General features: G+C 62.3%; 16 protein-coding genes, 1 pseudogene and 3 riboswitches. Of the genes and pseudogenes, 7 read left to right on the top strand and 10 right to left on the bottom strand.

Annotated elements, in window-relative coordinates; all coding sequences use genetic code 11:
• The first annotated feature begins 86 nt into the window (after positions 1-86).
• Positions 87-148: riboswitch (Fluoride riboswitch) on the top strand.
• Positions 149-237: 89 nt separating this feature from the next.
• The 4 genes from BGO20_RS18485 (at position 238) to BGO20_RS18470 (ending at position 4,367) form a co-directional block, all read left to right on the top strand.
• Positions 238-432 (top strand): hypothetical protein, encoded by a 195-nt coding sequence (locus tag BGO20_RS18485; protein ID WP_291664840.1) that lies wholly within the window; start codon positions 238-240, stop codon positions 430-432.
• A gap of 212 nt (positions 433-644) precedes the next feature.
• Positions 645-1,262: a hypothetical protein gene (locus tag BGO20_RS18480; protein WP_291664841.1), complete on the top strand. Its 618-nt coding sequence runs from the start codon at positions 645-647 to the stop codon at positions 1,260-1,262.
• A gap of 103 nt (positions 1,263-1,365) precedes the next feature.
• Positions 1,366-1,444: riboswitch (Fluoride riboswitch) on the top strand.
• Positions 1,445-1,533: 89 nt separating this feature from the next.
• The gene (locus BGO20_RS18475; RefSeq protein WP_291664843.1) at positions 1,534-3,381 is read left to right on the top strand and encodes a DUF190 domain-containing protein; all 1,848 of its coding nucleotides are present in this window, start codon (positions 1,534-1,536) and stop codon (positions 3,379-3,381) included.
• 247 nt (positions 3,382-3,628) lie between these two features.
• Positions 3,629-3,691: riboswitch (Fluoride riboswitch) on the top strand.
• A 100-nt stretch (positions 3,692-3,791) separates the two neighbouring features.
• On the top strand, positions 3,792-4,367 hold the full coding sequence (locus BGO20_RS18470; protein WP_291664845.1) for a respiratory chain complex I subunit 1 family protein: 576 nt from the start codon (positions 3,792-3,794) through the stop codon (positions 4,365-4,367).
• Here the strand turns inward: BGO20_RS18470 and BGO20_RS18465 are convergent.
• The 10 genes and pseudogenes from BGO20_RS18465 to BGO20_RS18420 all read right to left on the bottom strand — a co-directional run bounded on the left by BGO20_RS18465 (position 4,360) and on the right by BGO20_RS18420 (position 10,533).
• Positions 4,360-5,120 (bottom strand): IS5 family transposase gene (locus tag BGO20_RS18465; protein ID WP_257735517.1). Its coding sequence is split into 2 segments (ribosomal slippage): positions 4,360-4,781 and positions 4,781-5,120, totalling 762 coding nucleotides; the frame shifts between segments, so codons are not numbered across the junction. The two genes, BGO20_RS18470 and BGO20_RS18465, sit on opposite strands and share 8 nt — an antisense overlap.
• 93 nt (positions 5,121-5,213) lie before the next feature.
• A pseudogene (locus BGO20_RS18460) lies at positions 5,214-5,417 on the bottom strand (transposase); the annotation flags it as partial.
• Entirely contained in the window at positions 5,375-5,569 is a 195-nt protein-coding gene (locus tag BGO20_RS18455; RefSeq protein ID WP_257735534.1) for a hypothetical protein, read from the bottom strand. The pseudogene BGO20_RS18460 and the gene BGO20_RS18455, both read right to left, overlap by 43 nt.
• A gap of 79 nt (positions 5,570-5,648) precedes the next feature.
• Positions 5,649-5,960, bottom strand: coding sequence for a hypothetical protein (locus BGO20_RS18450; protein ID WP_291664848.1), 312 nt, complete (start codon positions 5,958-5,960; stop codon positions 5,649-5,651).
• Positions 5,961-6,082: 122 nt separating this feature from the next.
• Positions 6,083-6,328, bottom strand: a complete 246-nt coding sequence (locus BGO20_RS18445) for a hypothetical protein (protein WP_257735515.1) — start codon at positions 6,326-6,328, stop codon at positions 6,083-6,085.
• A gap of 206 nt (positions 6,329-6,534) precedes the next feature.
• Positions 6,535-6,813: a copper-binding protein gene (locus tag BGO20_RS18440; protein ID WP_257735514.1), complete on the bottom strand. Its 279-nt coding sequence runs from the start codon at positions 6,811-6,813 to the stop codon at positions 6,535-6,537.
• 25 nt (positions 6,814-6,838) lie between these two features.
• The gene (locus BGO20_RS18435) at positions 6,839-7,315 is read right to left on the bottom strand and encodes a cupredoxin domain-containing protein (protein ID WP_257735513.1); all 477 of its coding nucleotides are present in this window, start codon (positions 7,313-7,315) and stop codon (positions 6,839-6,841) included.
• A gap of 28 nt (positions 7,316-7,343) precedes the next feature.
• Positions 7,344-8,783, bottom strand: a complete 1,440-nt coding sequence (locus BGO20_RS18430) for a multicopper oxidase family protein (RefSeq protein ID WP_257735512.1) — start codon at positions 8,781-8,783, stop codon at positions 7,344-7,346.
• A 14-nt stretch (positions 8,784-8,797) separates the two neighbouring features.
• Complete coding sequence (locus BGO20_RS18425) at positions 8,798-10,261, bottom strand: TolC family protein (protein ID WP_291664851.1); 1,464 nt, start codon at positions 10,259-10,261, stop codon at positions 8,798-8,800.
• 53 nt (positions 10,262-10,314) lie between these two features.
• On the bottom strand, positions 10,315-10,533 hold the full coding sequence (locus BGO20_RS18420; RefSeq protein WP_257735510.1) for a hypothetical protein: 219 nt from the start codon (positions 10,531-10,533) through the stop codon (positions 10,315-10,317).
• Between the two features lie 176 nt (positions 10,534-10,709).
• Between BGO20_RS18420 and BGO20_RS18415 the strand changes: the two genes are divergently transcribed.
• The 3 genes from BGO20_RS18415 (at position 10,710) to BGO20_RS18405 (ending at position 13,483) form a co-directional block, all read left to right on the top strand.
• Entirely contained in the window at positions 10,710-11,471 is a 762-nt protein-coding gene (locus BGO20_RS18415; RefSeq protein ID WP_257735509.1) for a response regulator, read from the top strand.
• Positions 11,468-12,895, top strand: coding sequence for an ATP-binding protein (locus BGO20_RS18410; RefSeq protein WP_257735508.1), 1,428 nt, complete (start codon positions 11,468-11,470; stop codon positions 12,893-12,895). The genes BGO20_RS18415 and BGO20_RS18410 overlap by 4 nt, the downstream gene beginning before the upstream one ends.
• A gap of 270 nt (positions 12,896-13,165) precedes the next feature.
• Complete coding sequence (locus BGO20_RS18405; protein ID WP_257735507.1) at positions 13,166-13,483, top strand: ArsR/SmtB family transcription factor; 318 nt, start codon at positions 13,166-13,168, stop codon at positions 13,481-13,483.
• The last annotated feature ends 6 nt before the right edge of the window (positions 13,484-13,489 follow it).

Below are 13,489 nucleotides of genomic sequence, written 5' to 3'. Positions count from 1 at the left end.
CCATTCGGGAGAAGTATTCCAGCAACCCGAATCTCAGCGATCGCTTGATCGTGCGGGCATTGACCGAGCCGTCCACGCGACCTAGGTTGCCGAGGAGGGATGGAGTCCCCCCAAACCGCCTTAACCGGCTGATGACTCCTACAAGCGCTCAGGTTGCGCTCGTAGGAGGACGTCTAAAAGCGACTCCAACGGCATAGCCTGCGGCGAGCGGACGCTCTGAGATGCAGGAGACTTGCCATGAACCCATCTAATCGAAACCGAATTCAAGACGCGGCGGCCGATACGTCGGCAGACCCGCTTCTGATCTACATTGTCCTCGCCCTTTTGACCGTTCTCGGCGTCCTCCAGATCGACATCCACCGCGACGCGCTGTTGAGGCTTGGCCTGGACATGAGCCACGAGCAGATCGACACGCGCTTCTTCGGCCCGTGAAGGCGGTTTCACCGAACCGGGCTGGCCAAAAATCGCCCCGCAAGCCCCCTCGCCTTGGGAAACTCCTACCGCCCGGGCAACACGGGGGACCGGCAGCGGCCCCGGCCGAGCAATCCCTGGCAACGCGACAACGCATCGCCAGTGCCTTGAAATGCCTCAGATCTCTCCACGACGGAGATCATGGCGTTCTCGAAGCCATCGGGATCGGCCTCGTGATCGTGCCTGACCTGGCAAAGCTATTATTCGCACGCGAACCATGCGGTCTTTTTCAACCCCGCAGCCGAGCCGTTGAAGCGTTGGCGGCGCTGCGGGCCTTCGATGTTCTAGCAAGTTTTCTGCAGTCGCTGCGGCGGGCGGACGATCCCGTCGAGAGGCTTGGCGATGATGTCGTTGCAAGCGCCGCCGGCCGGGCCATCGCGCAGTTGCGTGAAGCGTGGGTATCCGACCTTCTCATCGAATTCGCGCGGCACCGCCCGTTGCAGGGTGTCCTGGTCGGACTCGGCTCCTTTCTCCGCCTTGACGCCCTGCCCCTGTTTATTGGCGCCCTTGCCGAAGATGAACTTCGCCTGACCGCGCAAGCTAGCCTGCGCCGCTACGGAGCAGTGGCCCGCTCTGATCTCGTGGCCACAGCGCTTGAGAGCCCCTTCCCACCGGGCAAGGAAAGTGAATCTCACCTGCGGAAAAGGCGCGCGGCCCTGTCGGTCCTGATCGATCTCAGCATCACGTCGAAATTTCGGGACAGGCTTCGCGGCATCATCCGGGATCCGGATCCTGTGATTGCGCACCTCGCTCGCGAGGTCTGCGCTGCATCGGGGCGCAAGCGTGACTGAACCCCGATTGACGGTCGGACCAAGAGCGCCCCCCTTTCCATGCGCTAATCGCATGACACTGTGTGCAATGCAGCATTTTCCAACTGCGCGACGGCGCACTATGAGCGAGCCCGGCAATGGATTCTGCCTGAGCTGTTCTTCGGCTCGAACCGCCTCGGAAGGCTGATGACTCCTACTCGACTGCAATTTTGCAGGACGGGGAGTCATGGCTGAGGGGCATCTTCACTGATGGCCTGTCGCGTGAGGCTCCGACTGCGTTTCGGAGCCCATGATGTCGCCGCCCGCCCTGATCCAACGCTGCCTGCAAGCGTTAGCTCTGCTCAAATGGACCGCCATCGTCGTGCCGATGGCCGCGAGCGTCGGTTCCCTTTGCGCCCTCTTCCTCTGGGCACTGGACAAGGCCACGCAGACCCGGTTCGACCATCCGAACCTGCTTTACGGCCTGCCCCTCGCGGGCCTCGCCATCGCGCTGGTCTATCGCTCCTTTGGGAAATCGGCCGAGGGCGGCAACAATCTCATCGTCGAGCAGATTCATGAGCCGGGCGCCGGAGTGCCGTTGCGGATGGCGCCGCTCATCCTGATCTCGACCGTCGTTACCCATCTTTTCGGCGGATCAGCCGGGCGCGAGGGCACCGCCGTGCAACTGGGCGGCAGCCTCGCCAGCGCCTTCGGCCGTCTGCTACGCCTCGATCAGCGCGAAGTTCGGCTCCTGCTGATGTCTGGCATCGCCGCGGGCTTCGGCGCTGTTTTCGGAACCCCGATCGCCGGCGCCGTCTTTGCCCTGGAGGTGTTGACGGTCGGCCGCATCCAGTACGAGGCCTTGATCCCCTGCTTGATCGCCGCTGTGATCGGCGACTGGGTTTGCCAGCTATGGGGCATCGAACACAGCCACTACGTGATCGGCTTCGCCCAAGGGCAAAGCGCTTTCCACCTCGACGTCCTGCTATTCGCAAAGGTCGTGCTGGTGGGTATCGCCTGCGGGATCGTGGGTCAGTTCTTTTCCGAGGCTTCGCACTGGTCGCAGTCCCTGTTCAAGCGCTTCGTCAAATACGGACCGCTGCGGCCCGTCGTCGGCGCGCTTCTCATCATCGGGCTCGTCCATGCCATCGGCACGCGCGAATATCTCGGCCTGGGTGGCTGGTCGCCGAACCCGAACGACGTGACGCTGCTCGGCTTCTTCGACCCGAGCCGGACCGATAGCTGGAGCTGGGCCTGGAAGCTGCTCTTCACGGTCCTCACGCTGAGTTGCGGCTTCAAGGGTGGAGAAGTCACCCCGCTCTTCTTCATCGGCGCCGGCCTCGGCCATGCTGCCGGACAGGCGCTGGGCGCCCCGATCGATCTCTTTGCCGGCCTCGGCTTCGTCGCCCTCTTCGCCGGCGCCTCGAACACGCCACTGGCCTGCACGCTGATGGGCATCGAGCTCTTCGGGGCCGAGAATACGGTCTACATCGCGGCCGCGTGCTTCACCGCTTATGTCTTCAGCGGACATTCGAGCATCTACCTGTCGCAACGCCTGGGCGTACCCAAGAGCAGCATCGGCTTCACGCCAACCGAGATTTCGCTGCGCGAATCCCGCCACCTCACAGCGCAATCCGCCCCAATCCTGAACTTCGCCCACGTTTTGCGTGGTCGGAAACCGGCCCTGCGGCCAATCTACCCCACCAGCAAGGACAGCCTGATGTCGTTTCCGCATATCGTCAGCCCCGCCGATGTCGGCATGGTGCGCATTTATCTGAAGCCTCGCGACAAGCTGCCGCGGCAAGGTGGCAAGGGCCTTTGGGGTGCCAAGCCGCTCTACCGGGCACTCGTCGAAACTGCGAAGGCAGACGGCATCATGAACGCGGTCGCCCACCATACGACCTACGGCTACAGCAACCACGGCCGGTTGGAAGCTCAGGGCGTTGAGATGAGCAACCCGGAACTGACGATGTGTGTCGAACTCATCGGGCAGCGCACGGAACTCGAAATGTTCTGCCGGCGCCACGGCGACCTGCTCAAGGACAAGGTGATCATCTTCAAGCACCTCGAGCACTGGAGCATCTCGAAAGCCGATGCGCATCTCGTCGAAACGACGATCGCACCAGACCGGCCGCTGAACGTGGTGGCCAAGGCGAGCTGATCGCAACCCGGGAAATTCGGGCCGCCTGGCGAGCGGCGGTCCGGTCCCCGTCAGCCTGGACCTGTCCTCCAACAAGCAGGCCAAAGCTCCAACGGAGGAGAAGCGAGAAACATCTTGGCCAGCAAAGCCACGAGAATGGCTAGCGCCAAGCTCGTGAGTGCCAAACCGGCCAATGTGGTGATGAGAATAAGCTCCATGCATCAGGAGCCACCCTCCACCCTTGACAACCGGGGAAGCGAGGATCAGCTTCATAAATGGTGATGGAGTTCGCCATTTAACCGCCCCCAGGGCTGATGACTCCTGTCGAGCCAAATTGGCAGACGGGAGAAATGTGCCTTGGACCCGCGGAGCATTTTCTCAGATTTTCGACAGCAGGTACCGGAGGCACATCACGCTCCGGGAGGCCGGTCATGACCGGCCGCGATGTCATTCTCCAGATCGCGCAAGTCCTGGCCACGCTGCTATTGGCGCCGTTGCTGCAAGGCGTCATCCTCCAGTTCGAGGAGCGGGTGCAGCGCAACCAGGGGCCAGGCATCTTCCAGCCCTATCGCGACCTCTGGAAGCTCTTTCACAAACAGATCGTCGTGCCGGAGACCGCATCCTGGCTTTATTGGGCTGCGCCGATCGTCGCCTTCACCACGACACTGACCGTTCCCATCCTGATCCCGGTGCTCACCGATTACCCGCTGCCGCTGTCGGATATGGGCGACATCCTCGGGGGCGGCCTCGTGCTGACGCTCGGCTCCTTCATGGTCACATTGGCGGGGCTCGACACGCGCAGCGCCTATGGCGGCATCGGCTCGAGCCGCGCCGTCATGGTCGCGATCCTGGCCGAGCCGACGCTGATCCTCGTCTTCGTCGGCATCACATTGCTGGCTAAGGCGATGCTGCCCTTCGTCGTGAACCATCTGCTCGTGGCCGAGCCCTCGATCTATTGGGGCCCGACGCATCTCTTCCTAGGTCGTAGTGACGATTTAACTATTTGATCCATATGGCAATTGCGGCGAGTTTGACGAAGCCCATGAAATTGGCGAGCAGTTTATCGTATCGGGTGGCGACGCGCCGGAACTGCTTGAGCTTGCTGAAGAAGCGCTCGATGCGATTGCGCTCCTTGTAGAGGTCGACGTCGTAAGAGCGCAGGTCTTTCCGGTTGCGCTTGGGCGGGATGACGACCTCTGTGCCATCCCCGAGGATCCTGTTGACGAGGTGATCGGCGTCGTAGCCCTTATCGGCGATGGCGGCATCAGCCTCGATCCCGTCGATCAAGTCATGGGCAAAGGCGATGTCGTTGCGCTGTCCGGGAGAGCCGATCAATCGGATTGGAAGACCGAGCGCTTCCGTGGCCGCGTGGATTTTCGTGCTCAATCCGCCGCGAGACCGGCCCAAGCCCTGGGCATCCGCCCCCCTTTTATCTTGCGTGCGCCGGCCGCATGCTGGTGCGCCCGCACGATGGTGCTATCGACCATGAGCCATTCGAGATCGGCTTCACGCGCCAGAACCGCCAACATCTCGTCGAGAACGCCCATCTCGATCCAACGATAGTAGCGCCGCTTCACCGAGCGGTGATCGCCAAGCCGTTCGGGCAGATCGCGCCAGCGACCGCCGGAACGCGCCATCCAAAGAAGAGCATCCAAAAACTTGCGGTTGTCGGTGCGCGGACCACGCTTGCCCTTTGTTCCCCCGGGGACAAAGCCCTTGATCCGCTCCCATTGGTCATCCCGAAGCGCGTCGCAATCCATCGCCGATCTCCAAAATCAGCTTTGAATCCGATTTGCGGCGATTGGGGAATCCCAAATCCTTAAATCGTCGCTACGCCCTAGAGCGTTTCCGGTTTAATCCGGATCATATCCGGCTGCCTTGAAGTAGTTGGCGCATTCGGTCGGCGAGAAGAGCTGAAGGATGGTGCCGACTGCGTCCCACAAGGCGCCGATTGAGCGCTCTGCTTTGGCTCGGAGCATGGCCTTCAGCTTGGCGAAGGCATTCTCGATCGGGTTCATGTCTGGGCTGTAGGGCGGCAGGAAGGACAGCGTCGCGCCTGGCCGAGCCGCAGACCAATCCAGAGTGTCCACACCGGCGCAACGACAAACAACAGCGCGGCCGCAATATTGATCAGCCAGTGGCCGTGCGGGTAATCGAGGCCCATGATCTGGTGACCGAGATCATGGATAAACTGAAACGTCGCGGTCACGTCTGCTGAACTCGTTCCTCGGTAGCGACGCCACCTATGTCGGCGCCATTTGCGTTGCCTTCCGATAGGATTGCGGGCCTCAACTCGGTGGAGCTCGGAGCGTGCGATAGAGATCGTTCACCCCATCGCTGAAATCGGCGTCGGGGTTGCGCGTGCAGAAGCTCCGCAGGAACTCGGCCTGCTTGAGCAACGGATAGACGTCCGGGGCGAGGTCCAGATCCTCGTCCTTTCCTGGGGGCGCCCGCAGCAGCAAGCCACTCATGTACCCCTGTGCCCAGGCGAAGAAGTTTTTCTCGACCTCTGGCTTGCCGTTGGTCTCCCGCAAGAAATACTGGCAGCTTGAGGCGCCGATTCCGACAATCTTGACCGACTGCGCTTCCGCCTGATCCATGAACAGCGTTCCCGCGGCCACAGCCCAGAGCGCCCAAAGCACGCACCTTCGGCGTGGTTTCAGGCAGTCGCTGATCATTTCATGATCTTTCATCGACGGCAGTGAGCTGGTCCGCCGGGACATCATTCCGGATCATCCCGGCTGTGTGACGGAGCATCCGCGGCGCAGCGTCCGTTCATGCAGACGATCTTGATGCGTCTGTCGAAGCAGTTCGCTTCATAGACTTCACTCTGTCCAATGGGATTGAGGCGCGTGACCTTGGCAGTGGGGCAAGACGCTTCGATCAACGCCCGCTGCAGATCGCCATCGTCCGCCCGCGCTTGCAGCGCGACAAGCGCAATAGAAATCGCCAGCAAGACCAATCGCATGGCTCGCCCTTCATCGTACTTCGTTCTTTGCATGGTCAAAGGCGAAGCTTCAAACAGCTCGCGATGGTGCTTCCGTCAGACAATGCGCCTGCTAACGCAACCAGCGTCGCCAGAGTTCGGTGACGGAATAGCCAGTTTGGCCGAAACAATCGCCGGGAACGGCGCTATGAGCGGCAAGGCAATTTGCGCCTTGCCGCTCATCAGAATCACTTCGCCTTCTGGAGCTTGGTGACGGTGATCTGGCCGTTGACCCTGTCGGCGTCGAACTTGATCTTGTCGCCGGTCTTCAGCCCTTTCAACATGGCGGGATCGCCAGCGCGGAACACCATCGTCATGGCGTCCATGTCGAGGTTCTTGATCGCGCCATGGTTGATCGTGAGCTTGCCTTGAGCCTCATCGACCTTGGTGACGGTGCCGCTGACCGACTGCGCGGCGGCCGGCAATGCGACGATCAGGAAGGCAAGGGTGGCGGCAGTCTTCAGCATGGGACGCTCCTTTCGCTGAGGTTGCTTACTTGACGATGATCTTGCCGGTCATGCCCGCCTCGCGGTGACCGGGGATCAGGCAGGAGAAATCGAACTCGCCCGGTTTGGTGAAGGCCCAGACGATCTCGCCGGCCTTCTTCGGCGCGAGGCGCTTGGCGTTCGGATCGTCATGTTCCATGTCGGGGTTCTTCTGCATCGCGACCGCGTGCTTGAGGTTCTCCTCCAGCGTCGCCAGGACGAGCTCGTGATCCAGCTCGCCATTATTGCGCAGCTGGAAGCGGATCTGCTCGCCGCGGCGGATCTCGATGCGATCGGGAATGAAGGACATCTTGCCGTCCTTCTCACTCATCACGACCTGAACAGGCCGCGCCGGCTTCTTCGGATCGCCCGGCTTGCCATAGGCGGCCTCGCCGCCATGGCCGGGATCGGCCAATGCCGCTCCTGCAGACAAAGCCATTGCAGTGATGACGACGAGCGAATTTGCCTTGAGAATCCCAGACATGCAGTTCTCCTGAGTGAGTTCAACGATTTCAATGATTGCCATGGGCGCCAGCCTTGTTGGCGACCATGGGTTTGCCATCCGGGCCTAACCGGGGCTTGCGCGGATCCTTGACCTGCCATTCAGTCGGCTCAATGCCGCTGTCGGGGGAGGCGCCGCGCGCCGCCTCGGCGAGCTTCTGGCCCTTGTACTCAAAGGCGACGGTTCCTTCGGGATGCTTGAACCAGCCGGGATCCTTGTAGTCGTTCTTCGCCAGCCCCTCGCGGACCTTCACCACCGAGAACATGCCACCCATCTCGATCGGGCCGAACTGACCGAAGCCGGTCATCATCGGCAGGGTATTCTCAGGCAGCGGCATTTCCATCGAGCCCATCTCACCCATGCCGTTCGAGCCCATCGGCATGTAGCCGGGTGCGATCTTGGCGATGCGCTTGGCGAGGTCCTTCTTGTTCACGCCGATATAGGTCTTCACCGAGTGCCCCATGGCATTCATGGTGTGGTGGGATTTGTGGCAGTGGATCGCCCAGTCGCCCGGCTCGTCGGCGACGAAATCGAAGGCGCGCATCTGGCCGACGGCGACGTCGATCGAGACCTCGTCCCAGGCCGCCGCCGGATCGACCCAGCCGCCATCGGTGCACGAGACCTTGAACTCGTAGCCATGCATGTGGATCGGGTGGTTGGTCATGGTCAGGTTGCCGAAGCGGATCCGCACCTTGTCATTCTTGCCGACGACGAAGGGGTCGATCCCCGGAAACACCCGGCTGTTCCAGCACCACAAATTGAAATCAGTCATGGTGTTGACCTTCGGCACATAGGAGCCGGCCTCGATGTCGAAGGCATTGAGCAGGAAGACGAAGTCGCGGTCGACGCGCCGGAACGCCGGGTCCTTGGGATGGACGACGAAGAAGCCCATCATGCCCATCGCCATCTGGACCATCTCGTCCGAATGCGGGTGGTACATGAAGGTTCCCGAGCGCCTTAGCTGGAATTCGTAGACGAAGGTCTTGCCCGGTGGGATATGCGGCTGGGTCAGCCCGCCGACGCCGTCCATGCCGTTCGGCAGGCGCTGGCCGTGCCAGTGGACGGCGGTGTTCTCCGGTAGCTTGTTGGTGACGTAGATGCGGACCTTGTCGCCCTCGACCGCCTCGATGGTCGGGCCCGGCGACTGGCCGTTATAGCCCCAGAGATTGGCCTTCATGCCGGGGGCGAGCTCGCGCACCACCGGCTCGGCGACGAGATGGAACTCCTTCCAGTCGCCATTCATCCGCCAAGGCAGCGACCAGCCGTTCAGTGTCGCGACCGGCTGGTAGTCCGGTCCCGTGGTCGGCACGAGTGGGGCCTGCGTCGTTGCCTCCTTCATGGTCGGGGCTTCGGGGACCGCCGCGAAGGCAGCGCGCCCCGATACAGCTGCCGCCCCAGCCAGAACGAGTCCGGACGAACCGATGAAGCCTCTGCGAGATAGGGATGTCATGTCGGGAAGCTCCTTCAGTGCCCGCCGCCGGCGTCGCCGCCGCTCGCTGCCGCGACGGCGGCCGGGCCGCCACCTCCGCTGCCACCGCCGATCAAGGCGTGCTTGAAGTCGGTATGGGCGATCCAAAAGTCGCGGCGGGCATTGATCGCCGCGACGTTCGACAGAATGCGGTTCCGGGCGTCGGTAATCAGATCGGTCACGTCAGTGAGCATGCCACTGTACTGCAGCAGCGACTGATCCAGGATGATCTTGCGCAGCGGCAGCACGTTGTTCTGGTACTGCCGGGTGATGTCGTAATTGGCACGGTAGGCGGTGTAGGCCTCGCGCGCCTCGGAGCGGATGTTCACCGCCTTTTCCGCCAGCTTGTTGGCGGCCTGCATGTAGCTCTGCTCGGCGAGCGCGACCTTGGACTGGCCGAAATCGTAGATCGGGATGTCGATCTCCAGTTCCAGCGTCCGGCTGCGGCTGCTTTCGCGCTCGACATGGCCATCTTCCGTGATGACACGCCCACGATCGTAGGTGCGGCGTCCCAGCAGATCGACGTCGTTGACGAAGCGCGTCGCCTGGGTGAGCCCCAGCGACTTCGCCAGCACGTCGAGATCGGCGCGTGCGATCCTGAGATCGATGCGCTTGCGTAGCGCTTCCGCCTCGACCGCCTTGACCGATTGCAGTCGCGGCAGCGGCGGTAGACTACCGACGCGGAACTTCAGATCATCGCCCCAGAGTCCGAGCTGGCGGACGAGGCGCTCGCGCTCCTGGCGCTGCTGCTGGTGGGCCTGGGCGAGCTGCACGGTCAGCTCCGCCTCGAAAGCGAATTCGCGCGCCTGGTCGATCTTGTTGACGCCGCCGGTCTCGCCGAGCCGCTTGAACAGCTCGGAAGCCGCATCAGCCGAAGCCTTCGCCTCCTGATAGAAGGCGACTTGGGCATTGGCTGCGGCCGAACGGTAATATTGGCGGCGGGTGTCGGCCGCGAGTTTCAGCACCGCCTCGGCCGTGCGCAACTGTGCCGTCTGGAAACGCTCGCGGGCGATCTCGGCACGCGCCGGCAGGGTTGCCAGCGCCAGCAGGCTGCCGACGATCTGGCGCTCGATCTCGACTTCGAAGCGGCCGGAAAGCTTGGAGATACCCAGCCGCGGATTGGGCGGCAGGCTCGCCGCGACCATCTGCGCCTCGGCCATGCCGAGTTCGTTGAAGGCGGCCTGCAGGCCGCGATTGTTGAGCAGCGCGACCTGCACAGCCGCATCCGCGGTCAGCGGCTTGCGCAGCAGCTGATCGATCCGCGCCTTCGCCGTGAGCGCGGCCTGATCGTCGCCGATCTTGGTCACATCCTTGCCGATATCGGCGTAAGTCGCGGCCTGGATCGGCGCCATGCCGCCATCGGCAGAAAAGCTAGCGCAGCCTCCCAGCAGGGCCGCCGTGCCGGCGAGCAGCCCGAAACGGAACAGCCGACGGGCATTCAATATCGCTGGAGCGGTCAAGGCTGTCCTTCCCCGGATAAAATTGATCGCTGAAATGGATACGGCAGGCGAAGTCATGACTTCGGGCCGACGTCACGGTTGAGTTCGTGCCAATCCTTGGGCTCGGCCGGGCGGTATGTGGCGGCGCCAGCCGTCACGCTGCGATATTGGACGGCAGGGACGCGGATATTCGGATCAGCCGGCTTGGCAAGATATTCGGGAACGGGTGTCAGCGAACAGGCGCCTAACGCCAGCCCTATACCTGCCAGGAACGGCACCTTCACGAACGTCACGATTCGGCTCCTCGCGTTTCGATGGCATAGGGGTAGCAGCGCACGCCCGGAGGCGTCCGTTACAAATTGTATCAAAGCAACGCGGGCGGCACGGCGGTAAGCGCGCTATTGTGCAGTCGTGCAAAGGAAGAAGCGCCACCGCCCCGATGGGCTTGTTTCGGGAAGCCGAGCGAAAGATGGATCAAGATCCAATCAAAACGATCGCCGAAGATCACGGTCATATTCTCGTGGTAGACGATGACCCGCAGATCAGGCTTCTGGTCTCACGTTTCCTCCAGCGCCATGGCTATCAGGTCACCGGGGCACCGGACGGGCGCGTGATGATGGATGTCGTGGCCCGCACCAGCTTCGACCTGATCGTGCTCGACCTGATGCTACCTGGCCGTTCCGGTGTCGAGCTTTGCCGCGACGTCCGCATGACGTCCCAGGTGCCCATCGTGATGCTGACCGCCCGCAGCGAGGAGAGTGACCGGATCATCGGCCTCGAAGGCGGGGCGGACGACTATGTCACCAAGCCGTTTAGCCCGCGCGAATTGCTGGCTCGTATTCGAGCCGTCTTGCGCCGCACTCGCTCGCGCAACGCCACTGAAATCCGACGTTCCGAGATCGTGTTGTTCGATGGCTGGTCGATGGATCTGCGCCGCAGAGAGCTGCAATCACCTTCCGGGACATTGGTCGATCTCTCAACCGGTGAGTTCGACCTTCTCGTCGCCTTTGTGGAACACGCCAACCGTGTGCTGTCGCGAGAAGCCTTGATGCAATTCGCTAAGGCCCGAAGCAGCGGCGACCCATTCGATCGTACGATCGACGTCCAAATCAGCCGGCTGCGGCGGAAGCTCGAAGCGGTGACGAATGGCAGCCAGCTCATTAAGACCGTCCGTGGTTCCGGCTATGTATTCGCGTCGGATGTCCGCATTCGGGAAGGGCAGTCCGCTTGAGAAAATACATCGAGCGTCTTTGGCCTGATACGGTCGCCAGCCGCGCCATCATGATCCTGGTGGCCGCACTCCTGGCATTCCATCTGCTCGGCTTCTGGGCCTATCGCGTCGGCTTCGAGAGTCTGGCGATGGCGGCCCGCGACCGTGGCCTCGCCGAGCACATCGTTTCGATCAAGCGAGCAATCGCAAGCACTTTTGATGCGCCGGAACGCGATCGCGTCGCTCACGACTTGTCGAGCGCTAGCCTTGAGGTTCACTGGAGCAATGTCAGCCTGGTGCTCGGCAACGCGCCGGCGACGGAACGGGCGCAGATCATGGAAGCGCGCCTCAAGGAGCTGGCGCCCGAACTTGCCGCGGAGTCGTTCCGGGTCGGCTTCGCCGATGACGGTGCCTTGGGAAGTGGAAATGCCGATGCCTACCGACACATGATGCTGGTCTCGGTGCGCTTGACCGACGGCTCCTGGGTGAATTTCTCGTCGTCCGCCCTTGGAGCGAACCCACATATCGACTGGAGCGTGATTGCAGTCACCATCTGCTTTGGCGTCGGCATCGTCGTTGTCGCGCTACTACTGCTTCGCTGGGCAACACGACCGCTGCGCGATCTCGCCATCGCGGCCGAGCGATTCAGCATAGATCAGACGCCGCAGCCGCTTCCCGAAAACGGACCGATCGAGGTGCGTCGCGCCGCGCGGGCCTTTAACACCATGCGCGAGCGCATCCAGCGCCTCGTCACCGAGCGCATGCAAGCGATGGCGGCGGTCTCACATGATCTGCGAACCCCGATCACCCGCCTCAGGCTCCGTTCGGAACTTCTCGACGACGACGCGACCCGCGATCTGATCGACGCCGATCTCGGGGAGATGGAGGCGATGATCGACGCCACGCTGGAATATCTGCGTGGCGGGGTCTCCAGCGAAGCGATCCGACCGATCGATCTCGCTTCGGTCATCGAGACCATCGTCGACGATCATCTCGATCAGGGGCATCGAGTCGCGTTGATCGGCCTCACTTCCGCTCCGGTGCTGGGGCGCGTGCTCTCGCTGAAGCGCGCTTTCTCCAATATCATCGGCAATGCCATCAAATATGGCCATACGGCCCGTGTCACGATTGCCGAGGCCGGAGACCATATCGCTGTCACCGTCGAGGATGAAGGGTCGGGCATTCCGCCGGCGGATATGGAGCGCGTATTTCAACCCTTTGTGCGGCTTGAGGAGTCCCGAGGCCGCGAGACGGGCGGCACCGGCCTGGGGCTCACCATCGCGGCATCCGTGATCCAGACCCACAGTGGGCTCATCAATTTAGCCAACCGCGCGGCCGGCGGCCTGTGCGTAACAATTACCTTGTCGAAAGCGGGCCTAAGTAGCGCGTCATCGGTCAGCGACGCCGGCCAGGCGCCAGCGTTATCACGGGTACTCTGGAGCTGAGCGCCATCGCGCTCAGCTCCGTATGATTGATCTCCAATCGCTACTGAACGATCGTCTCTGCCAAACTGCTTGAGGAAGGCTATCAGCTCGGCGATCTCCAACTCGTTCGGATGCCGGCCTGGGCTGCGGCGGGAGACGACGAGCCGCCAGCGACGCCCATAACCCCCAGCGTCAGCGGCGGTTCGCGAGCGCTTCTTGCCGCCAAGACAGTGTTCTATATTTCTAGAAGTACGAATTGCCTTCCGCGCGTGCTTGGGGCAAGCTCCGTCTATGCTAAACACTCAAAACGCCGCCCCTCAGCTGGAGGCCCTCGGCAACCCAACCCGGTTGTCGCTCTACCGCCTCCTGGTGAGGGCGGGACATCCCGGCTTGTCAGTGGGGCAGTGCCAGCAGCGCCTTGAGATCGCAGCGTCCACGCTATCGCACCACCTGAAGACGCTGATCATCGTAGGGCTGGTCAGTCAGGAACGCGATGGCACCACGCTGATCTGCCGGGCGAACTTCGACCGCATGAACGAACTGGTCCAGTTCCTCATCGCCGAATGCTGCGCCGACGCCGGGTGTGGCTCCGAGCAGACTGCCGCATAAATTTTT

The organism is Allobosea sp. 67-29, assembly GCF_001898115.1.
In the GTDB taxonomy this organism is placed as follows: Bacteria; Pseudomonadota; Alphaproteobacteria; order Rhizobiales; family Beijerinckiaceae; genus Allobosea.
The sequence above is the reverse complement of the archived record's forward strand: the minus strand, read 5'-3'. Positions and strand labels throughout refer to the sequence as shown.

What these genes read in the sequence shown, in the direction of transcription:
- BGO20_RS18485 (WP_291664840.1), top strand. Translation starts at nt 238, where the DNA reads ATGAACCCATCTAATCGAAACCGAATTCAAGACGCGGCGGCCGATACG.
- BGO20_RS18475 (WP_291664843.1), top strand. Translation starts at nt 1,534, where the DNA reads ATGTCGCCGCCCGCCCTGATCCAACGCTGCCTGCAAGCGTTAGCTCTG.
- BGO20_RS18470 (WP_291664845.1), top strand. Translation starts at nt 3,792, where the DNA reads ATGACCGGCCGCGATGTCATTCTCCAGATCGCGCAAGTCCTGGCCACG.
- BGO20_RS18450 (WP_291664848.1), bottom strand. Translation starts at nt 5,960, where the DNA reads ATGGATCAGGCGGAAGCGCAGTCGGTCAAGATTGTCGGAATCGGCGCC.
- BGO20_RS18445 (WP_257735515.1), bottom strand. Translation starts at nt 6,328, where the DNA reads ATGCGATTGGTCTTGCTGGCGATTTCTATTGCGCTTGTCGCGCTGCAA.
- BGO20_RS18440 (WP_257735514.1), bottom strand. Translation starts at nt 6,813, where the DNA reads ATGCTGAAGACTGCCGCCACCCTTGCCTTCCTGATCGTCGCATTGCCG.
- BGO20_RS18435 (WP_257735513.1), bottom strand. Translation starts at nt 7,315, where the DNA reads ATGTCTGGGATTCTCAAGGCAAATTCGCTCGTCGTCATCACTGCAATG.
- BGO20_RS18430 (WP_257735512.1), bottom strand. Translation starts at nt 8,783, where the DNA reads ATGACATCCCTATCTCGCAGAGGCTTCATCGGTTCGTCCGGACTCGTT.
- BGO20_RS18415 (WP_257735509.1), top strand. Translation starts at nt 10,710, where the DNA reads ATGGATCAAGATCCAATCAAAACGATCGCCGAAGATCACGGTCATATT.
- BGO20_RS18405 (WP_257735507.1), top strand. Translation starts at nt 13,166, where the DNA reads ATGCTAAACACTCAAAACGCCGCCCCTCAGCTGGAGGCCCTCGGCAAC.